Origin of the sequence: Streptomyces sp. NPDC001822, assembly GCF_042892135.1 — a bacterium.
Taxonomy (GTDB): domain Bacteria; phylum Actinomycetota; class Actinomycetes; order Streptomycetales; family Streptomycetaceae; genus Streptomyces.
On the sequence record NZ_JBIATW010000008.1, the window covers coordinates 1 to 20,324 of the forward strand.

The following is a 20,324-nucleotide window of genomic DNA, read 5'->3' on the forward strand; positions in this document are numbered from 1 at the left end:
GTTGATAGGCCAGATGTGGAAGCCCGGTAACGGGTGGAGCTGACTGGTACTAATAGGCCGAGGGCTTGTCCTCAGTTGCTCGCGTCCACTGTGTTAGTTCTGAAATAACGAACGGCCGTGTTTTGATCCGGTGTTGGTTAATTTCATAGTGTTTCGGTGGTCATTGCGTTAGGGAAACGCCCGGTTACATTCCGAACCCGGAAGCTAAGCCTTTCAGCGCCGATGGTACTGCAGGGGGGACCCTGTGGGAGAGTAGGACGCCGCCGAACAATTATTCCGGGAAAGCCCCGTGCCCTTGTGGCACGGGGCTTTTCTGCGTTCCCGGACCATTGGACGGTGAAGCCGGTACGGCTGCTCCGTCGTGATTATCGTCGTGCCTGACATGACTACGGCCGGCTGCGTCACTGCTTGGCCCCGCTCGCCCCGAGCTCTTTGGCTTGTGGTGGGCTGCGGGGCTCCTGCTTCTACAGGCGACCGGCTGCCTTGAGCGCGAGGTAGGCATCGGCCAGAGCCGGGGCGAGCTCGCTCGGAGAGGCGTCGACGACCGTGACGCCGTGCTGACGAAGCTGGTCCGCGGTGCGGCGGCGCTGGGCCTGGGTCTGGGTGCCGGCTGCTGCCTCGTAGGTCGCGTCCACTGTGCCGCGTGCACGCGCCATCGCCTCGACCTGGGGGTCCGCGACTGCGGCGACCAGGACAGTGTGGCGTCGGGTGAGCTGAGGGAGCACGGGAAGCAGACCCTCTTCGATCGGCGCCGCGTCCAGGCTGGTGAGCAGGACCATCAAGGAGCGCCGAGGCGCGCTCGCCAGTGCTGCCGCGCTGAGTCCGCGGGAATCGGTCTCCAGCAGTTCGGGTTCCAGCGGTGCCAGCGCACCGACGAATGCCGACAGCACGTCGCTGCCTGCTGCCCTGCCCCGTACCTGGGCTCGGATGCGCCGGTCGTAGGCGAGCAGGTTGACGCGGTCGCCGGCGCGGGTGGCGAGTGCGGTGAGGAGCAGCGCGGCGTCCATGGCGGCGTCGAGACGGGGCACGTCACCGACCCGACCCGCTGAGGTACGGCCCGTGTCCAGGACGACGAGGATGTGCCGGTCCCGCTCCGGACGCCAGGTGCGGACCGCGACGCCGGTCTGGCGTGCCGTGGCCCGCCAGTCGATGGAGCGAGTGTCGTCTCCCGGGACGTACGCCCGCAGGCTGTCGAACTCCGTCCCCTCCCCGCGGGTGAGGACGCTGGTCCGGCCGTCGAGCTCGCGGAGCCTGGCGAGCCGCGACGGCAGGTGTTTCCTGCTCGTGAAGGGAGGCAGTACCCGGACCGTCCAGGGCACGCGGTGATGCCCTTGGCGGGCGGCGAGCCCGAGGGGACCGAACGAGCGGACCGTCACCCGCTCCGCCTTGCGGTCGCCCCTCCGGGACGGGCGGAGCACCGTGGTGAGGCGCCGCCGTTCGCCGGCGGCCACGACGAACTCGTGCCGGGACGAACGCTGTTCGGGCTCGGTGCTCCAACTGCTCGGGGGCCAGGCGTCGCGCAGGTGGGCGCGCAGCGGGCGCCGCGATGGATTGGTCACGGTGAGTTGCACGGTGGCGGTTTCGCCGAGTCGAACGGATGTGTCACCGGATCGAGTGAACTGGAGCGTACGTACTGGCGCGGCCAGGGCGTAGTCGCACAGAATTGCCAGTGAGAGCGGGACATCGACCGCGAGCATGCCGGTCCAGCTCGGGGCCGCAATGGCTACGGGGAGTGATCCCAGTGCCGCCACCAGGGCGGCCCGACCGGTGAGGGCCATGGTGACCGCCTTACCGGGGGACGGGGACGTGGGCAAGGACGGCTGTGATGACGGAGTCGGGGGTGACTCCTTCCATCTCGGCTTCCGGGCGCAGCTGGATGCGGTGGCGAAGCGTGGGGAGGGCGAGGGCTTTCACGTCGTCGGGGGTGACGTAGTCCCGGCCGGTGAGCCAGGCCCAGGCGCGTGCGGTGGAGAGCAGTGCGGTGGCTCCCCGGGGGGAGGCACCGAGGTTGAGCGAGGGGGATTCACGCGTGGCACGGCAGACATCGACGACGTAGGCGGCGATCTCGGGAGAGACGGAGGTCTTGGCGACGGCCGCGCGTGCGGCCTCCAGGTCGGCGGGGCCGGCGACGGGGCGTATGCCGGCGGCTTCGAGGTCGCGCGGGTTGAATCCGTCCGCGTGACGGGTGAGCACGTTGATCTCGTCCTCCCGTGAAGGCAGGGGCACGGTGAGTTTCAGGAGGAATCGGTCCAACTGTGCCTCGGGCAGCGGGTACGTCCCTTCGTACTCGACGGGGTTCTGGGTGGCGGCCACGAGAAAGGGATCGGGCAGAGGCCTGGGTGAACCGTCGATGGTGACCTGGCGTTCCTCCATGGCCTCCAGTAGCGAGGACTGTGTTTTCGGAGGGGTGCGGTTGATCTCGTCGGCGAGCAGCAGATTGGTGAACACGGGGCCGGGCTGGAACGAGAACTCGGCGGTGCGGGCGTCGTAGACCAGCGACCCCGTCACGTCGCTCGGCATCAGGTCGGGAGTGAACTGGACGCGTTTGACGTCCAGTTCCAGGGAAGCGGCCAGGGCCCGGACCAGGAGGGTCTTCGCCACGCCGGGGACGCCTTCGAGGAGGACGTGTCCGCGGCAGAGGAGAGCGACGACCAGGCCGGTGACGGCGGGGTCCTGGCCGACGACGGCCTTGGAGATCTCTGAACGCAGAGCTTCCAGGGAGGCCCGGGCACTGTCCGAGGTTACGGGCACCGCAGGGGTTCCTGTGGGTGCCGCAGGCTCGGCGGTCTCCGGGGTCGTGGCGCTCATGAAGTACGTACCTCTCTTTCGAGGGCGTCGAGTTGGTCGGTGAGCAGGACAAGCGCGGCGTCGTCGGCGGGAGCAGGGCCGAAGAGGAGGGTGCCGAGGTCCTCGCCCGGGGTGCTGAGGCGTGCGGTGACGGCGGGAAGGAGGACTTCGGGCGACTCGGAGTCACGGGGGGACACCCCGAGGAGGGGAGAGATGCGGGTGCGGGTGGCCGCGCGCAGGGTGGCGGCGGCGCGGTCGCGGGCGTTGGCCTTGCGGTAGAGGCGTGCTCGTCCTTCGGTGGATTCGGAGGCGCGCACGGCGACCGGTAGCCGTTCGGTGACGAGGGGGCCGAGACGCCGGGCTCGCCAGACGGCGGCAAGGCCGGCGGCGACGGCGAGCTGGAGTGTGCCCCACAGCCAGCCGGAGGGGATCAGGCTGATGAAGCTGCGCTCTCCGCCGGCTTCGTCGGCGCCGTCATGGGGTTTTTCGCTGCCGGTCTCGATAGCGGAGGGGTCGTCGAGCGAGGGGAGGTACCAGACGAGATGTGGTCGCGAGCCGAGGAGTTGCAGGGCCAGCGAGGCGTTGCCCCGCTTGTCGAGACGGTCGTTCCGGAAGATGTCGGGGGAGCCGAGGAGCACGGTGTCGCCGGTTTGCCGCTCGGGCAGGACGAGGAGCGTGGCGTGTCCGGCGTCCGGGTAGCAGGCGGTGGCCCCGTCCGTTTCGGTGGAGTAGTGCGTGCCGCCCATGTCGGCGGTTCCGGCGGCGCGGGCGGCGGGGAGAGCGCAGTTCGGGGAGCGTCCGGCCACGGGCCCGGCGGACTCCGCCCGGACGGGCGGGGCGAGACGGGCGACCGATGCGGGTCCGGGGGCGACGAGCACCGTGCGCCCCCCGGATTCGGCGGTTGCGGCGCTGAGGAGCCTCTGCTGGTGGGAGGTGAGCAGGTTGGGACCGGCCACGAGGAGCGTGGTGTCGGACTCTGCCGCGGAGGTCACCTCGGCCAGCGTGGTGGCGACGTCGACGGATACGCCTTGGGCCCGGAGGAGTTCGGCGACGGCCCGGCTGCCCTGGGGGTCGGGGGAGCGGGGGTCGAGGCGGCCGTGCTGTCCGCCGGACTGGAGCGCGGCGAAGGCCACCCCGGCGACGACGAGGACGAGGACGGCCAGCAGGATGCCTCGCGCGCGCTGCCATATCTGCCCGGGGGTGCGGGAGTCGGAGGTGGTCGGGACGGCTGTCGTGCCGGTCACAGGGCGCTTCCTCCGGCTGTCAGGGCCGTCAGCAGGGGCTTGGCGGTCTCGATGTCCCGGTCGAGCGTGCACAGGCTCAGATACGCGGCCTCGTCGGCGGTGCGGCCGCCGTACGTGACGTCGTCGAAGACCCGGGCGGCTGTCCGGAGCCGGGCCGCGTATGCGGGCAGCAGCCGGCCCGCGTCGACCGCCGCCTCGTCGGCGGTGCGGCCGGGGCGTGTGTCGAGTACGGCGCGGTCCTCGAGGGAGCGCACGACGGCGCGCATGCGTTCCTGGACGGCTTCGGTCCACCGCTCGGCGTCGGCGTGTGCGGCTGCGGCGGCCCTGTGGGCGGCCGCGGTGCGTGTGGTGTCGTCGAACAGGGCGTCGGCTGTGCGGACGGTGCGCTGCGGTGTTCCGAGCCGCCACCACAGGGCGGCGCCCAGGGCGACGACGACCAGAACGATCACGACGAGTCCGGCCGGGCCACCGGGGGCGGCCCCGGCGGCGCCGTCGAAGAGGCCGCTGATCCAGTCCCAGAAGTGGTCGATCCCGCGTTCGAGGAAGTTCGGATCGTGTTCGTGGTACATCGGGTCGGACAGTTCGTCCCGGGCCGCTTCGCGGGCGGGGACACGCGACGTGTCCACGGGTATGCCCCCGCCCGTTCCCGTGAAGTGTCCTGCTGCGATGGTGCCCCCCGGCGCGTTCACCGCATCAGTTCCCGGGGGCGTCGTAGCCGGGCACGCCGGCTGCCCGGGCGAGGTCGAGGTCGAGGGCCTCGCGGCGGATGCGCTGGTCGACGTAGAGCAGGGCCATGACGCCCGCGGTGAAGGGGTAGGTGAGCGTGGAGATGATCACTTCGCCGATGCCCGTGATGACGAGGAAGGGCCAGCCGTAGTCGGACGGGCTGCTGTTGAGGAACTCGCTGAGTCCGTCGCTGTCCACCGTCACGGCGATGATGCCGAACGGGACCGCGATGATCAGGCTGACGATGATGACCAGCAGGTAGGTGAGCGCCAGGATGCCGAAGGTGCGCCACCAGCTGCCCCTGACCAGCTTCGCGGACCGGCGCAGGGCGGTGAGTACGGGCTGCCTTTCGAGCATCAGTGCCGGTGCCGCGAGAGTGAAGCGGATCATCAGCCAGAGCACCACGCCGCATGCGGCGGCAAGGCCGACGAAGGCGAGGGCGATCCCTCCGGCGCCGTCGCCCAGGAGCAGGCCCGGAAACAGGCCCACGGCCATGATCGCGGCGCTCATCAGGCTCAGCAGCAGCGTCAGCCCGAGAAGCGGCAGAAGCCGGGGGCGGGCCTCGGCCCAGGCTTCGGAAAGTGTCACTCCGCGGCCGAGCACGGAGCGGCTGATCACCACGGTGAGGACCGAGGTCGTGACCAGCGTGGCGATCATGGCGATCAGCGTGCCCGGCGCGCTGGTGAGGAGTTCCGACGCGGCCGAGTCGGTGGCCTGGCGCAGCGCCTCCGCCCCCACGGCGTCCGGGTCGACCGAAGTGGGCTCGGGCAGGAGGTAGCGCTGCACGAGGATGACCACGATCTCGGCGAACACGGAGACGGTGAGGCTGACGCCGAGCACGGTGCGCCAGTGGGCGCGCATCGTGGAGACCGCGCCGTCGAGGATTTCGCCGACGCTGAGCGGCCGCAGCGGGATGACCCCCGGCTTCGCCGCCATGGGCGGGCCGCCCCAGCCCGGGCCCGGAGGCGGGCCGCCCCAGCCCTGGGCGGACTGGGGTGTGCCGGGGCCGTTGCCGGGGGCCGCAGGCGGGGTCCACTGACCCGGCGGCGGTTGTGCGGGGGACCACTGTCCGGCGGGACCGCCTTCGTCGACGGGCGAGGACGGCTTGGGGATGCCCGCTTCCTGGTCGTCGGAGGGGGCGGATCCGGGCGAAGCCCAGCCCGGAGAGTCGTTCATCGTCGCTCCTTCACGGTCCCGTCCGCTCATCGGGGCGGCGGGTTGGCAGCCATCGTGCCACGCGCCGCTCTGGTGCGGGCCGGGCCCTCCTTCTCCTTCTTGCCTTCGTGTGCGGGCGGTTCAGCGGGCAGACTGGGCAGATGGCTGATCAGGACGCGCAATCACCGGTGGGCATCGCGCCGCCGCCCCTTTCGGTGCTCCGCTGGGATGAGCCTCCCGAAGGGCCCGCAGTGGTGCTCCTCGACCAGACACGGTTGCCCTCGGAGGAGGCCGAGCTGGTGTGCGCCGGTGTTCCGGCGCTGGTGGAGGCCATACGGACGCTGGCGGTGCGTGGTGCGCCGCTGCTGGGCATCGCAGGGGGGTACGGCGTCGCGCTCGCCGCTGCTCGGGGCGAGGACGTGGAGTCGGCGGCGGGACTGCTGGAGCGGGCGCGGCCCACCGCGGTGAATCTGGGGTACGGGGCGCGCCGCGTGGCGGCGGTGCACCGGTTGGCGGTGGAGTCCGGGGCCGACGGGCCGGCCGCTGCGGCTGCGGCTCTGGCCGAGGCGCGGGCGCTGCACCGGGAGGATGCGGAAGCCAGTGGGCGCATGGCGCAGTACGGTCTGGAGCTGCTGGCGGAACTCCTGCCGGGAGACGGGCGGCACCGGTTGCTGACCCACTGCAATACCGGGGCGCTGGTGTCCGGCGGCGAGGGGACGGCCTTCGCCGTGGCGCTGAGGGCGCACCGTGAGGGCAGGCTGAGCCGGCTCTGGGTGGACGAGACGAGGCCGCTCCTCCAGGGCGCCCGGCTGACGGCGTACGAGGCGGCCAGGAACGGGATGCCGTACAACTTGCTCACGGACAGTGCGGCGGGTTCGCTGTTCGCGGCGGGGGAGGTGGATGCCGTGCTCATCGGAGCGGACCGCATAGCGGCGGACGGCTCGGTGGCCAATAAGGTGGGGAGCTATCCGTTGGCGGTGCTGGCCAAGTACCACCATGTGCCGTTCGTCGTCGTGGCACCGACCACGACGGTGGATCTGGAGACAGCGGACGGCGCATCGATCATCGTCGAGCAGCGGTCGGCCGCGGAGGTGACGGAGATCACATCCGTAGCGGGGCGTCCGGCTGGGGGCGGAGGGGCCGTTCGGGCTCTCGCGCCCTCGGGAGCCAAGGCGTACAACCCCGCATTCGACGTCACGCCGCCCGAACTGGTCACGGCGATCGTCACGGAGGAGGGCGTAGTTTCCCCGGTAACGGGAGTCGGACTGGCAGAGCTGTGTGCCAGGTCATCGCAGGTAACGATTAGCTAATGGGATGATGTCGTTTATGAAGGGACGCGTCCTTGTCGTCGACGACGACACCGCACTGGCCGAGATGCTCGGCATCGTGCTGCGGGGAGAAGGTTTCGAACCGTCGTTCGTAGCGGACGGCGACAAGGCACTGGCCGCATTTCGTGAGGCCAAGCCCGATCTGGTGCTGCTTGACCTCATGCTGCCCGGACGGGACGGCATCGAGGTCTGCCGGCTGATCAGGGCCGAGTCGGGTGTGCCGATCGTCATGCTCACGGCCAAGAGCGACACGGTGGACGTGGTGGTGGGCCTGGAGTCCGGTGCCGACGACTACATCGTCAAGCCGTTCAAGCCGAAGGAGTTGGTCGCCCGCATCAGGGCACGTCTGCGGAGGTCCGAGGAGCCCGCGCCCGAGCAGCTGGCGATCGGGGACCTGGTCATCGACGTGGCGGGCCACTCGGTGAAGAGGGAGGGGCAGTCCATCGCCCTGACCCCGCTGGAGTTCGACCTGCTGGTCGCGCTCGCCCGCAAGCCCTGGCAGGTCTTCACCCGTGAGGTGCTGCTCGAGCAGGTATGGGGCTACCGCCATGCCGCGGACACCCGGCTGGTGAACGTGCACGTGCAGCGGCTCCGTTCGAAGGTCGAGAAGGATCCGGAGCGGCCGGAGATCGTCGTGACCGTCCGCGGTGTCGGCTACAAGGCCGGACCGAGCTGACATGACCCTGGGCAGCGCTGCTCCGCCACCCGGGGGCACCGGGGCACGCACGGAGCGGGCTGCCGGTCCCGCCGGGGTGTCCTCCGGTTTCGGCAGGGTCCTGCGGGGTGTCCGGTTGCTCCGCGACCGGACACCCGGCGGTCCCGTGCCCCGGCTGCTCCTGCGGTGGATCAGCGGTCCGCTGCTTCCGGCCGTCCGGCTGTGGCGGCGCAACCTGCAGCTGCGGGTGGTCGCCGGCACCCTGCTGATGTCGATCGGTGTGGTGCTGCTCCTGGGATTCGTCGTGATCGGGCAGGTCCGTAACGGCCTGCTCGACGCGAAGGGCAAGGCGGCCCAGACACAGGCGGCGGGCGGTTTCGCCGCCGCGCAGGCGAACGCGAACGCCCCTCTGCTGCCGGGTGCCCAGGGCGAGGAGGGCGCCGACGGCGCGACGGCCAACACCTCGTGGCGCACCGAGCTGGTCGATCAGCTCGCCAGTGGCGGGACCAACGCGTTCAACGTCGTGGCCCTCAGCCCCGACTCGGCGGGGCAGGGCACCAGCCGCGCCCCCCGGGGTTCGGGCAGCGTGGAGGCGTCCAGCATCCCCCAGAGGCTGCGCGACGACGTGGGCCAGGGGGCGGGGGCCTTCCAGACGTACTCGCTGATCCGGTACTCCCACGGGAAGAGCCCGGAGCCCGGGCTCGTCGTGGGCAAGCGGCTGTACGACATCGACCACAACCCGTACGAGCTGTACTACCTCTTCCCGCTCACGCAGGAGGAGAAGTCGCTGACCCTCGTGACGACGACGCTGGCCACGGCCGGTCTCTTCGTCGTCGTGCTGCTGGGGGCCATCGCGTGGTTCGTGGTGCGCCAGGTCGTCACGCCCGTGCGGATGGCGGCCGGCATCGCCGAGCGGCTCTCCGCGGGCCGGCTACAGGAACGCATGAAGGTCACCGGCGAGGACGACATCGCCCGGCTCGGTGAAGCCTTCAACAAGATGGCGCAGAGCCTCCAGCTGAAGATCCAGCAGCTGGAGGAGCTCTCCCGTATGCAGCGGCGCTTCGTCTCCGACGTCAGCCATGAGCTGCGCACCCCGCTGACGACGGTGCGCATGGCCGCGGACGTGATCCACGAGGCGCGTGTCGACTTCGACCCCGTCACGGCCCGGTCCGCCGAACTGCTGGGGGACCAGCTGGACCGTTTCGAGTCGCTCCTCTCCGATCTGCTGGAGATCAGCAGATTCGACGCGGGGGCGGCGGCGCTGGAGGCGGAACCGATAGACCTGCGTGCGGTCGTCCGGCGCGTGATCGGCGGCGCCGCGCCGCTGGCGGAACGCAAGGGCAGCCGGATCCGGGTGATCGGCGACGAGCAGCCGGTGATCGCGGAGGCGGACGCCCGCCGTGTCGAGCGGGTCCTGCGCAACCTCGTCGTCAACGCCGTGGAACACGGTGAGGGCCGCGATGTCGTCGTGCGCCTGGGCGCTGCCCAGGGGGCGGTGGCGGTGGCGGTGCGTGACTACGGCGTGGGGCTCAAGCCCGGCGAGGCGACCCGGGTCTTCAACCGGTTCTGGCGTGCGGACCCGGCGAGGGCCCGCACGACCGGTGGTACGGGTCTGGGACTGTCGATCGCCGTCGAGGACGCCCGGCTGCACGGCGGATGGCTGCAGGCGTGGGGCGAGCCGGGCGGCGGTTCACAGTTCCGGCTGACCCTGCCGCGTACGGCGGACGAGCCGCTGCGCGGGTCGCCGATACCGCTGGAGCCGGAGGACTCCCGGCGCAACAGGGAAGAGCGTGAGCGGGCGGAGACGGCACCTGCCGCATCCGAGCACCGGCTCATGTCGGTACCGAGCCAGTCCGGTTCCGCGCGCTCGCCGATCACCGTGCCCGCGCACGGTGCGGTGGGCTCGCGTACCCCGGCCTCGGTCCACCCGGCGGCACTGCCGGGCAACGGAGCACGCGTGGTGTCGCGTCCGGCCGGCGAGCGGCCCGGCGGCGCCGCCGATCCAGAGGCGCAGGACCCTGAGCGGGAGGACACGGCTCGTGGAGAGTGAGCGTCGTCGCGGCGCCCGTGGCCGGGCGGTGCGGCTGTCCGTGCTGTTCGGCTGCGGTGTCGTGGTGCTGGCGGGGTGCGGGGCGATGCCGGACACCGGTGACGTGAAACCGGTGGACGCCTCGCAGCCGGGGGAATCCCAGGTGCAGGTGTACGCCGTCCCGCCGAGGGAGGGCGCCGCACCCCTGGAGGTCGTCGACGGGTTCCTCGAATCGATGACGAGCGACGATCCCGATTTCCGGACGACCCGCACGTACCTGACGGCGGAGGCGGCCCGCACCTGGCAGCCGAGCGAGGGCACCACGGTGCTCGCGAAGGCGCCGAACCGCAACGGGCCCACGGTCCACGACAAGGAGCGCGGGGGGACCGAGACCACCTACACGCTGACCGGCGAGCAGGTGGCGGCGGTCGACGCGCAGAGTTCGTACCGGCCGCTGGCCCCGACGGAGTACTCCCAGATGCTGCACCTGGTCCGGGAGAAGGGGGCGGACGGCAAGCACGAGTGGCGCATCGACATCGTGCCGGACGGCCTGGTGCTCGGACAGTCCGACTTCAAGCGCCTCTACCGTTCCGTGAACAAGTACTACTTCGCCGCCGGCCGGACGGGCGAGGAGCCCGCGCTGGTCGCCGACCCCGTATACGTGCGCAACCGTACGGACCCCGTCACCCGCATGGACACCACGACGCAGACGGTACGGGCGCTGCTGGCAGGGCCGTCGAACTGGCTGCGGCCGGTGGTCGATTCGCGCTTCCCCACCGGCACGTCGCTGAAGAAGGGGGTCACGTCGCTGGCTCCGGACGACCAGAACGTCCTGAAGGTGCCGCTGAACAAGAAGGCCGAGAAGGCCGGCCAGGGCGCCTGCCGGATGATGGCCGCCCAGGTGCTCTTCACGCTGCGCGACCTGACGTCCGCCCGCGTGGGGCAGGTCGAGCTGCAGGGCGGGCGGGGGCCGCTGTGCTCGCTGGGGGCGGACGAGGCGCAGGAGTTCGCCGCGGACAAGGACCCCGACACCCCTGACAGCCAGTACTTCGTCGACGCCAAGGGGCACGTGCAGCGCATCCCCGGCAGCAGCAAGGGCAGCGGAGATCCGGAGCCCGTCACCGGCCCGTTCGGCAGCGGTCCGGTGGCCATGGGCGCCGTCGGTGTGGCCAGGGACGAACAGCAGGCGGCGGCGGTCTCGGCGAACGGGCAGCACCTCTACGTGTCCTCCCTCGTCTCCGAGAGCGAACCGTCCGCCCCCGTGGTCACGAGCGGCGCGCAGAAGCCCGCGGACCGGCTGTCCGCACCGAGCTGGGACGGCAACGGTGACCTGTGGGTCGCCGACCGCGATCCCGCCGGCCCCAGGCTGCTGCGTCTGGTGGACGGGGCCGGAGAACCGCAGGAAGTGGCGGTTCCGGGCCTGGACGATGGGCGGATCGAGGCACTGCGGATGTCGTCCGACGGGGTGCGCATCGCCCTTCGGGTGTCGGAGGACGGGCATACGACGCTGCGCATCGGCAGGGTCGAGCGCCATGGCTCGGGCAAGTCCGAGACGGTGTCCGTGGAAGACCTGCGCCAGGCAGCGCCCCAGCTGGCGGAGGTGACGGCGGTGTCCTGGTCGGGCCGCAGCCGGCTCGTCGTGGTCGGCAAGGAGGAGGGCGGTGTGCAGCAGGTGCGTTATGTGCAGGCCGACGGGTCCACCTCGTCGTCCGGTGTCCTGCCGGGCGTGAACCAGGTGACCGCTGTCGCGGCGGCGGACGACGAGCAACTGCCGCTGATGGCCGACACCGAGAGTGACGGGATAGTCAAACTGTCGCCGGGTGACAACTGGCAGACGGTTCTCAAGGACGGCTCCTCGCTCGTCTACCCGGGCTGAGCCGGTCTCCGGGCCTCTCGCCGGCCGGTTGTCCACACCGGTTGTCCACAGGGGGTTGTCCACAGGGGTGGCCCGCTGCCGGTTCGCTCGGCACAGTGGAGGTATGAGGGGCTGGTGGCGGGAGACCGTGGGGCTGGTGCTGCCCGTGTCCTGCGCGGGCTGCGGCAGACCGCGTTCCGATCTGTGTGACGCGTGCGCGCGGGCGCTGCGGGTCGCGCCGCGCCGGGTGAGGCCCGCGCCCGAGCCGTCCGGTCTCCCCGTGGTCCACGCCGGCGCACCGTACGAGAACTGCGTACGCGCCGTGCTGCTGGCCCACAAGGAGCGAGGGGGGCTCGGCCTTGCGGGAGCGCTCGGCGGGGCGCTGGCAGCCGCCGTGCGAGCCGGGGCGGGGCATGAGGGCGGGGCGCGGACCCTGTTCCTGGTCCCGGTTCCGTCCGCCCGGCGCGCCACGGCCGCGCGTGGTCACGACCCGGTGCGCAGGATCGCGGTCGCGGCCGGTGCCGAGCTGCGGCGCGGAGGCGCCCGGGCCCGGGTGCTCGCGGTGCTGCGACAGCGGCGGGCGGTGGCCGACCAGGCGGGGCTGGGGGCCCGTGAGAGGCAGGCGAATCTGTCGGGCGCCCTGATGGTCGCGGCCGGCGGCGCGGAAGCCCTGGCGCGGGGCCGGGTGGTACTCGTCGATGACCTGTTGACGACCGGCGCCTCACTGGCCGACGCCGCGCGCGCCGTCCGGGCCGTGGCGCACACCGGGGGCGCCGGCGCGGAGGGGCTCATGGCCGCGGTTGTCGCAGCTTCTCCGACTGCTTTCGAATTAAACCGGAACTGACAGTTAACTTGCATCGTTGCAGGTAGTAAGTGGCTAAAGGGCCCTGAACGGAGGTACGCGTGAGTAGCGGGTGCCGACACGGTGGTGGGCAGGCTATGTTCGGTTGTGAGGAACGGTGAATCCCGCGCCTCGACGAATGCACCACCAGGTTTCGGGCAGGTAACTCAGCAGCAGGCCGGAAGCATGGAAGTCGATGGGGTGGATACCTCATCGGTGGGGGAGGAGGAGGTGGAAGTCACCGAGTCCGCGGCTCCGGTGATCGCTGGAGCCTGGTGCAAAAGGGAGATGCTCCGCCGCCGAAGCGGAGCGATCCGGGAACGGAGTTCTGCGTGGACATCGTCGTCAAGGGCCGCAAGACCGAGGTGCCCGAGCGGTTCCGCAAGCACGTGGCCGAGAAACTGAAGCTGGACAAGATCCAGAAGTTCGACGGCAAGGTGATCAGCCTCGACGTCGAGGTGTCCAAGGAGCCGAATCCCCGTCAGGCCGACCGGGCAGCCCGGGTGGAGATCACGCTCCGCTCGCGTGGGCCGGTCATCCGGGCGGAAGCGGCGGCAGGCGACCCGTACGCAGCGCTGGACCTGGCCACCGACAAGCTGGACACACAGCTGCGCAAGGAGCATGACAAGCGCTACAGCAGGCGCGGCAACGGGCGTCTGTCCGCGGCCGAGGTCGCAGAGGTAGTGCCGGAAGCCGCCTCCTTCAACGGGGACGGTGAGCTGATTCCCGAGGAGCCGGGCGAGTCCGTGCCGACCAGGAGGGTCGGCTCGCTCGAGGTGCAGGGCGAGGGACCGCTCGTCGTGCGCGAGAAGATGCACGTCGCAGCGCCCATGACGCTCGACCAGGCCCTCTACGAGATGGAGTTGGTCGGACACGACTTCTACCTCTTCGTCGACTCGGACTCCAAGGAGCCCAGTGTCGTCTACCGGCGTCACGCCTACGACTACGGCGTGATCCACCTGAGGACCGACCCGCTGGCCTCGGACGGGGCCGGTGGCGCGGGCGGTGCGCTCGGCGGCTGACGTCACCGTCCACAGCTCATGCACGGTGCCCCTGGAAGCGTTCGCGCGCGGCCGGGGGCATCGCGTGCGCACGAGGGGGCACCGCTTCGGCGGCCGGGCATGACAGCATGGCGCCTCAGGCCAATCAGTGCTGTGTGCACTGCCGTTGGCGGACAGCCTGTGACCTCAGGCAGTGGCCTTCAGGGGGAGGAACGATGGCGGACACCTTCGGGCCCGTGCGCGGGACGACCGATGCCGACAGCGCCGGCGGCGCGGACTCCGGTGCGCACGACGGCAGTTCCCGCAAGGAGCCGATCAGGGTGCTCGTGGTGGACGACCACGCGCTCTTCCGCAGGGGGCTGGAGATCGTCCTCGCACAGGAGGAGGACATCCAGGTCGTCGGAGAGGCGGGGGACGGGGCCGAGGCCGTGGACAAGGCGGCGGACCTGCTCCCCGACATCGTGCTGATGGATGTACGGATGCCCAGGCGCGGGGGCATCGAAGCGTGCACCTCCATCAAGGAGGTCGCCCCCAGCGCCAAGATCATCATGCTGACGATCAGCGACGAGGAGGCCGACCTCTACGAAGCGATCAAGGCGGGTGCCACCGGCTATCTCCTCAAGGAGATCTCCACCGACGAGGTGGCCACGGCGATTCGCGCGGTGGCGGACGGCCAGTCCCAGATCAGCCCGTCGATGGCCTCCAAGCTGCTCACCGAGTTCAAGTCGATGATCCAGCGCACGGACGAGCGCCGCCTGGTGCCGGCGCCGCGTCTCACCGAGCGCGAGCTGGAAGTCCTCAAACTCGTCGCGACGGGCATGAACAACCGCGACATCGCCAAGGAATTGTTCATTTCGGAGAACACGGTCAAGAACCACGTCCGCAATATCCTGGAGAAACTGCAGTTGCACTCCCGGATGGAAGCGGTGGTCTATGCCATGCGGGAGAAGATCCTCGAGATCCGGTGACGTCCCGGGAGGACGGCCCTCAGGCGAGAGCCCGGGCGATTTCCGCCGTGAGAGGCCCGCGCAGCTCAGGTGCGTCCACCCGTTCGAGCCGGATGTCGGTGCAGCCGACCCAGGACGCCGCCTCGGCGAGGGCTTGGGCCATCGGCGCGACGGACTTCGCGCCGTCCAGCGACACCTGGCGTGCGACCAGCGTGGTTCCCTCCCTCGCGGGGTCGACCCGGCCCTGCAGCCTGCCACCCGCCAGCAGCGGCATGGCGAAGTAGCCGTGGATCCGCTTGGGCCGGGGTACGTACGCCTCCAGACGGTGGGTGAACCCGAAGATCCGCTCCGTGCGCGCCCGCTCCCAGATCAGTGAGTCGAACGGTGACAGGAGCGTCGTGCGGTGGCGTCCGCGCGGCTCCGAGGCCAGGGCCTCCGGGTGCGCCCACGCCGGCTTCGCCCAGCCCCGAACCGACACCGGGACCAGCCCGGAATCCGCCACGACCGCGTCGAACTGTTCGGCCTTGATGCGGTGGTAGTCGGCGATGTCCGCCCGGGTGCCGACGCCCAGCGACCGTCCGGCCAGTGCCACGAGCCTGCGCAGGCACTCGGTGTCGTCCATGTCGTCGTGCAGCACGGCGGCGGGGATCGCCCGCTCGGCCAGGTCGTAGACCCGCTTCCACCCGCGCCGCTCGGTGCACACCACCTCGCCGTACATCAGGGCGCGCTCGACGGCGACCTTGGACGCCGACCAGTCCCACCACTCGCCGCCGTTCTTCGCGCCGCCGAGCTCGGTGGCCGTCAGCGGACCCTCGGCCCGCAGCTGCTTGATCACCGTCTCGTACGCCCCGTCGGGCAGGTCGTGGTTCCACTGCGGCCGGGCGCGGTAGGCGCGGCGGCGGAAGGCGAAGTGCGGCCACTCCTCGACCGGGAGGATGCAGGCGGCGTGCGACCAGTACTCGAACGAGTGGCCTCCCGACCAGTAGGCCTCGTCGACGGTGCGCCGTCCGACGGCCCCCAGGCGTGCGTAGGGGACGAGCTCGTGCGACCGGGCCAGGACGGAGATCGTGTCGAGCTGGACGGCCCCGAGGCCGCGCAGCACGCCCCGGACCCCGCCCCGGCGGTCCGGGGCTCCCAGGAGACCCTGGGCGCGAAGGGCGATCCGGCGGGCCTGGTCGGCGGAGATTTCCAGCACGGGCTGAGGCACAGACGTCATGCTCACGACCCTAGAGCGCTCCACTGACACCCGTGGCCGACCGGTGCGGGACGGTGCCGGGAAGCCCGAGGTCGGCCGGGAGCAGGGCGCCCGTCCAGGTGTCGAGGCGTACGCCCTTGTTGACCAGGGCCGACCGCTGGTCGCCCTCCATCCGGAAGCCGGCACGCAGGGCGACGGCACGGGACGGTGTGTTACCGATCTCCGCCCGCCACTCCAGCCGGTCCGCGGACAGCGCGGTGAAGGCCCAGCGGGCCGCCCCCAGCACCGCTTCCGTGGTGTAGCCGGCGCCGCGGTGCCCGGCCGCCGTCCAGAAGCCGACCTCGTAGGTGCCCGGCAGGGCGCGGCCGCCGAGGCCGAGCGCACCGACGAGCGTGCGGTCCTCCCGCAGCAGGACCGCGAAGCTGTACATCGTGTCGTCCCGCCATCCGGAGGGCGCCAGCTCCCGCGTGAAGAGGTCGGCGTCGGCGCGGGTGTACGGCGAGGGGACGACCGTCCAGCGCTGGATCTCCGGGTCCTGGCATGCGAGGTACACCGCTTCCGCGTCCCCGGGTTCGACGGGCCGCAGGAGCAGGCGATCGGTGGTGAAGGCCGTGGGTTCCATGAAGGAATACTGGTGAACCGGTCGCCGTGACGCGAGTACTTTTCGGGCTGCCCGGCACCTTCCGTCCCCTCCGTACGTTGTCCTGGAAGGGTGCGGCGGGGGTCAACGCGGCGGCAGCCCTCCCGGCGCGGCGGGGTCCTCGCTTACGATGGCCGTTGCGGTGGGGCCCACCTGCCGTGCCCGCGCCGAGTCCATTACACGACCCAGTGCCAGGCCCGACCGGCAAGGAGACCAGCCTCAGTGTCCGTCTTCAACAAGCTCATGCGTGCAGGCGAAGGCAAGATCCTGCGCAAACTGCACCGCATCGCGGACCAGGTCAGCTCCATCGAAGAGGACTTCGTCAACCTCTCCGACGCCGAGCTGCGGGCGCTCACCGACGAGTACAAGGAACGGTACGCGGACGGCGAGAGCCTGGACGACCTGCTTCCCGAAGCATTCGCCACCGTCCGTGAGGCCGCGAAGCGAGTCCTCGGACAGCGCCACTACGACGTCCAGATGATGGGCGGCGCCGCCCTGCACCTCGGCTACGTCGCCGAGATGAAGACCGGCGAGGGCAAGACCCTCGTCGGCACCCTGCCGGCGTATCTCAACGCGCTCTCCGGCAAGGGCGTGCACCTGATCACGGTGAACGACTACCTCGCCGAGCGTGACTCCGAGATGATGGGCCGGGTGCACAAGTTCCTCGGCCTCGAGGTCGGCTGCATCATCGCGAACATGACACCGGCGCAGCGCCGTGAGCAGTACGCCTGTGACATCACGTACGGCACGAACAACGAGTTCGGCTTCGACTACCTCCGCGACAACATGGCGTGGTCCCAGGACGAGCTGGTCCAGCGCGGACACAACTTCGCCATCGTCGACGAGGTCGACTCGATCCTCGTCGACGAGGCCCGTACGCCGCTGATCATCTCCGGCCCCGCCGACCAGGCGACCAAGTGGTACGGCGACTTCGCCAAGCTGGTCACGCGCCTCACCCGGGGTGAGGCGGGCAACCCGCTGAAGGGCATCGAGGAGACCGGCGACTACGAGGTCGACGAGAAGAAGCGCACCGTGGCCATCCACGAGCCCGGTGTCGCGAAGGTCGAGGACTGGCTCGGGATCGACAACCTCTACGAGTCGGTGAACACCCCGCTCGTCGGGTACCTCAACAACGCGATCAAGGCCAAGGAACTCTTCAAGAAGGACAAGGACTACGTCGTCATCGACGGCGAAGTCATGATCGTCGACGAGCACACCGGCCGCATCCTCGCCGGACGCCGCTACAACGAGGGCATGCACCAGGCCATCGAGGCGAAGGAAGGGGTGGACATCAAGGACGAGAACCAGACGCTCGCCACGATCACCCTGCAGAACTTCTTCCGCCTCTACGGCAAGCTCTCCGGCATGACCGGTACGGCGATGACCGAGGCCGCTGAGTTCCACCAGATCTACAAGCTCGGCGTCGTCCCGATCCCGACCAACCGGCCGATGCTCCGCGCCGACCAGTCGGACCTGATCTACCGCACCGAGGTCGCGAAGTTCGCCGCGGTCGTCGACGACATCGCGGAGAAGCACGAGAAGGGCCAGCCGATCCTGGTCGGCACGACCTCCGTCGAGAAGTCCGAGTACCTCTCGCAGCAGCTCTCCAAGCGCGGTGTCCAGCACGAGGTGCTCAACGCCAAGCAGCACGAGCGTGAGGCGACGATCGTCGCCCAGGCCGGCCGCAAGGGCGCGGTCACGGTCGCCACGAACATGGCCGGCCGAGGCACCGACATCAAGCTCGGCGGGAACCCGGACGACCTCGCCGAGGCGGAGCTGCGCCAGCGCGGTCTGGACCCCGTGGAGCACGTCGAGGAGTGGGCCGCGGCCCTGCCCGCCGCGCTGGAGAAGGCCGCTCAGGCGGTGAAGGCGGAGTTCGAAGAGGTCAAGGAGCTCGGCGGGCTCTACGTCCTCGGTACGGAGCGGCACGAGTCGCGCCGTATCGACAACCAGCTGCGCGGTCGTTCCGGCCGTCAGGGCGACCCGGGCGAGTCCCGGTTCTACCTGTCGCTGGGTGACGACCTGATGCGCCTGTTCAAGGCGCAGATGGTCGAGCGCGTCATGTCGATGGCGAACGTCCCCGACGACGTCCCGATCGAGAACAAGATGGTCACCCGGGCGATCGCCTCCGCGCAGTCGCAGGTCGAGCAGCAGAACTTCGAGACGCGCAAGAACGTCCTGAAGTACGACGAGGTGCTCAACCGGCAGCGCGAGGTCATCTACGGCGAGCGCCGCCGCGTCCTCGAGGGTGAGGACCTGCAGGACCAGATCCGCCACTTCATGGACGACACGATCGACGACTACATCCGCCAGGAGACGGCGGAGGGCTTCGCCGAGGAGTGGGACCTCGACCGTCTGTGGGGCGCCTTCAAGCAGCTCTACCCGGTGAAGGTGACCGTCGCCGAGCTCGAGGACGCCGCGGGCGACCTGGCCGGGGTCACGGCCGACTTCATCGCCGAGTCGGTGAAGGACGACATCCACGAGCAGTACGCGGAGCGCGAGAAGACCCTCGGCTCGGACATCATGCGTGAGCTCGAGCGGCGCGTGGTGCTGTCCGTGCTCGACCGCAAGTGGCGCGAGCACCTCTACGAGATGGACTACCTCCAGGAGGGCATCGGCCTCCGGGCCATGGCGCAGAAGGACCCGCTGGTCGAGTACCAGCGTGAGGGCTTCGACATGTTCAACGCCATGATGGAGGGCATCAAGGAGGAGTCCGTCGGCTACCTGTTCAACCTGGAGGTCCAGGTCGAGCAGCAGGTCGAGGAGGTTCCGGTGCAGGCGGCGGGCGAGCAGACCTCGCTCGACAAGCAGGACGCCGCGGTTCCGGCCCCGGCGGCCCGGCCCGAGATCCGTGCCAAGGGTCTGGACGCGCCCCAGCGTCCCGACCGGCTCCACTTCTCCGCTCCCACGGTGGACGGCGAGGGCGGTGTCGTGGAGGGCGACTTCTCCAACGGCGACGGCGCGGCATCCGAGGGTGACGGGATGACCCGTGCGGAGCGCCGCAAGGCGCAGAAGAGCAGTGGCAGCGGCGGGCGCCGCCGCAAGAAGTAGCGCGAGGCGCCGTTCGACGGCCTGGGCCGGACACCGCAGAGGTGTCCGGCCCAGGCCGTTTTCCGTTCCCTCCCCGCGTGGGGGAGGGAACCCGTCAGCGGCAGGGGGCCCGCCGGGCGCGAGGAGCCCTCCAGGTGCCCCCAGGACGCACCGCGAGCCCGACGACGGGACCAGCGGGCCCCGAGGCGCCGGGAACGCCTCCCGTGGTCCTCAGGGCCCCGCCGCACCCTGCCGTGCCGGGCGGCGAGGCAGGCGCCCGTCCGGGCGACACGTGCCGGGCGTTCAGCGGACCGCCGGGAGGCGTTCGCCGCCCAGGTCGATGGCGGCGCAGCGCCAGCGCTGGTCGGGGCCCTGTTCCAGGCGGAAGGCCATGGCGCGGACCTGTTCGCCCGTGGCGATGCTCGCGAAGGCCTCGACCACGCCGGTGGCGGGCTGGGTGCCGTGACAGGCGCGCACGACGGGGCGCCCGCACCCCGCGCCGAGCGGGGCGTCCGGGGCGAGCTCGGCCAGCTGGTCGTAGGCCTCGCCGATGGTGTGGCCGAGCATCCAGTGCACCGGTCGCTGGCCGCTGAGTACCGCGAGAAGGCGCTCGGCGAACCACTGGTGCGGGCGCAGTGGCCGCCGCGGCCGCAGCGGCGTGCGTTGCGGCGGTACGGTGCCCGGCCTGGTGCGGTCGCGTCGTCCGGCCGGCCTCGTCCTGTCCGTGCTCATGCTCATAGCCCCCGTGGCTGCTGTCCGGAGCCCGGGCGAGTACCGGGCGGTAACTTCTGCTGGGGCTCTTCTACGGGGCGGGTCTGCGGCCCCGCAAGCGGCCGTTGGGGCCGATCGGGCAGCCTCCGGGATCACCTATCAGGGTGATGTGCCGTGCGC

Annotated in this window: 16 protein-coding genes and 2 rRNA genes; 10 read left to right on the forward strand and 8 right to left on the reverse strand. The window is 70.7% G+C overall.

The features are described from left to right. Both ACFYY2_RS19530 and rrf read left to right on the forward strand, forming a co-directional pair. A 23S ribosomal RNA gene (locus ACFYY2_RS19530) occupies positions 1–73 on the forward strand; the annotation flags it as partial. Between the two features lie 79 nt (positions 74–152). After that, positions 153–269 (forward strand): 5S ribosomal RNA (gene rrf / locus ACFYY2_RS19535). Positions 270–464: 195 nt separating this feature from the next. Here rrf and ACFYY2_RS19540 read toward each other — a convergent pair. From ACFYY2_RS19540 to ACFYY2_RS19560, 5 genes are read right to left on the reverse strand one after another with little or no spacing between them, the layout of a single operon-like run. Further along, complete coding sequence (locus tag ACFYY2_RS19540; protein ID WP_388744360.1) at positions 465–1,778, reverse strand: DUF58 domain-containing protein; 1,314 nt, start codon at positions 1,776–1,778, stop codon at positions 465–467. 10 nt (positions 1,779–1,788) lie between these two features. Then, the gene (locus tag ACFYY2_RS19545; RefSeq protein WP_388744363.1) at positions 1,789–2,808 is read right to left on the reverse strand and encodes an AAA family ATPase; all 1,020 of its coding nucleotides are present in this window, start codon (positions 2,806–2,808) and stop codon (positions 1,789–1,791) included. Further along, positions 2,805–4,031: a DUF4350 domain-containing protein gene (locus tag ACFYY2_RS19550; protein WP_388744366.1), complete on the reverse strand. Its 1,227-nt coding sequence runs from the start codon at positions 4,029–4,031 to the stop codon at positions 2,805–2,807. The genes ACFYY2_RS19545 and ACFYY2_RS19550 overlap by 4 nt, the downstream gene beginning before the upstream one ends. Then, entirely contained in the window at positions 4,028–4,720 is a 693-nt protein-coding gene (locus ACFYY2_RS19555) for a DUF4129 domain-containing protein (protein ID WP_388744369.1), read from the reverse strand. The genes ACFYY2_RS19550 and ACFYY2_RS19555 overlap by 4 nt, the downstream gene beginning before the upstream one ends. Before the next feature lie 4 nt (positions 4,721–4,724). Next, positions 4,725–5,933 carry a glycerophosphoryl diester phosphodiesterase membrane domain-containing protein gene (locus ACFYY2_RS19560; protein ID WP_388744372.1) on the reverse strand — a complete coding sequence of 403 codons (1,209 nt, stop codon included), beginning with the start codon at positions 5,931–5,933 and terminating at the stop codon, positions 4,725–4,727. A 140-nt stretch (positions 5,934–6,073) separates the two neighbouring features. Between ACFYY2_RS19560 and mtnA the strand changes: the two genes are divergently transcribed. The 7 genes from mtnA to ACFYY2_RS19595 all read left to right on the forward strand — a co-directional run bounded on the left by mtnA (position 6,074) and on the right by ACFYY2_RS19595 (position 14,589). Then, positions 6,074–7,222, forward strand: a complete 1,149-nt coding sequence (gene mtnA, locus ACFYY2_RS19565; RefSeq protein WP_388744375.1) for an S-methyl-5-thioribose-1-phosphate isomerase — start codon at positions 6,074–6,076, stop codon at positions 7,220–7,222. A gap of 4 nt (positions 7,223–7,226) precedes the next feature. After that, positions 7,227–7,916, forward strand: coding sequence for a two-component system response regulator MtrA (mtrA, locus tag ACFYY2_RS19570; RefSeq protein ID WP_187281934.1), 690 nt, complete (start codon positions 7,227–7,229; stop codon positions 7,914–7,916). A 1-nt stretch (position 7,917) separates the two neighbouring features. Beyond that, positions 7,918–9,945, forward strand: coding sequence for an MtrAB system histidine kinase MtrB (gene mtrB / locus ACFYY2_RS19575; protein WP_388744378.1), 2,028 nt, complete (start codon positions 7,918–7,920; stop codon positions 9,943–9,945). Further along, positions 9,935–11,800 (forward strand): LpqB family beta-propeller domain-containing protein, encoded by a 1,866-nt coding sequence (locus ACFYY2_RS19580; protein ID WP_388744381.1) that lies wholly within the window; start codon positions 9,935–9,937, stop codon positions 11,798–11,800. The genes mtrB and ACFYY2_RS19580 overlap by 11 nt, the downstream gene beginning before the upstream one ends. Before the next feature lie 103 nt (positions 11,801–11,903). Next, entirely contained in the window at positions 11,904–12,623 is a 720-nt protein-coding gene (locus ACFYY2_RS19585; RefSeq protein WP_388744384.1) for a ComF family protein, read from the forward strand. A gap of 329 nt (positions 12,624–12,952) precedes the next feature. Continuing rightward, the gene (gene hpf, locus ACFYY2_RS19590; protein WP_388744387.1) at positions 12,953–13,642 is read left to right on the forward strand and encodes a ribosome hibernation-promoting factor, HPF/YfiA family; all 690 of its coding nucleotides are present in this window, start codon (positions 12,953–12,955) and stop codon (positions 13,640–13,642) included. Between the two features lie 194 nt (positions 13,643–13,836). Continuing rightward, positions 13,837–14,589, forward strand: coding sequence for a response regulator (locus ACFYY2_RS19595; RefSeq protein ID WP_388744390.1), 753 nt, complete (start codon positions 13,837–13,839; stop codon positions 14,587–14,589). A 19-nt stretch (positions 14,590–14,608) separates the two neighbouring features. Here the strand turns inward: ACFYY2_RS19595 and ACFYY2_RS19600 are convergent, their stop codons facing one another. Together ACFYY2_RS19600 and ACFYY2_RS19605 are read right to left on the reverse strand one after the other, a co-directional pair. Next, complete coding sequence (locus ACFYY2_RS19600) at positions 14,609–15,784, reverse strand: winged helix-turn-helix domain-containing protein (RefSeq protein WP_388744393.1); 1,176 nt, start codon at positions 15,782–15,784, stop codon at positions 14,609–14,611. A gap of 10 nt (positions 15,785–15,794) precedes the next feature. Continuing rightward, positions 15,795–16,385, reverse strand: a complete 591-nt coding sequence (locus ACFYY2_RS19605) for a GNAT family N-acetyltransferase (protein ID WP_388744395.1) — start codon at positions 16,383–16,385, stop codon at positions 15,795–15,797. Positions 16,386–16,625: 240 nt separating this feature from the next. Here ACFYY2_RS19605 and secA point away from each other — a divergent pair, with 240 nt between their 5' ends. Further along, positions 16,626–19,454 (forward strand): preprotein translocase subunit SecA, encoded by a 2,829-nt coding sequence (gene secA, locus ACFYY2_RS19610; RefSeq protein ID WP_388744398.1) that lies wholly within the window; start codon positions 16,626–16,628, stop codon positions 19,452–19,454. A 282-nt stretch (positions 19,455–19,736) separates the two neighbouring features. On the opposite strand, the gene ACFYY2_RS19615 is transcribed toward secA, so the two are convergent. Next, complete coding sequence (locus tag ACFYY2_RS19615; protein WP_388744400.1) at positions 19,737–20,165, reverse strand: Rv3235 family protein; 429 nt, start codon at positions 20,163–20,165, stop codon at positions 19,737–19,739. Positions 20,166–20,324 lie beyond the last annotated feature (159 nt).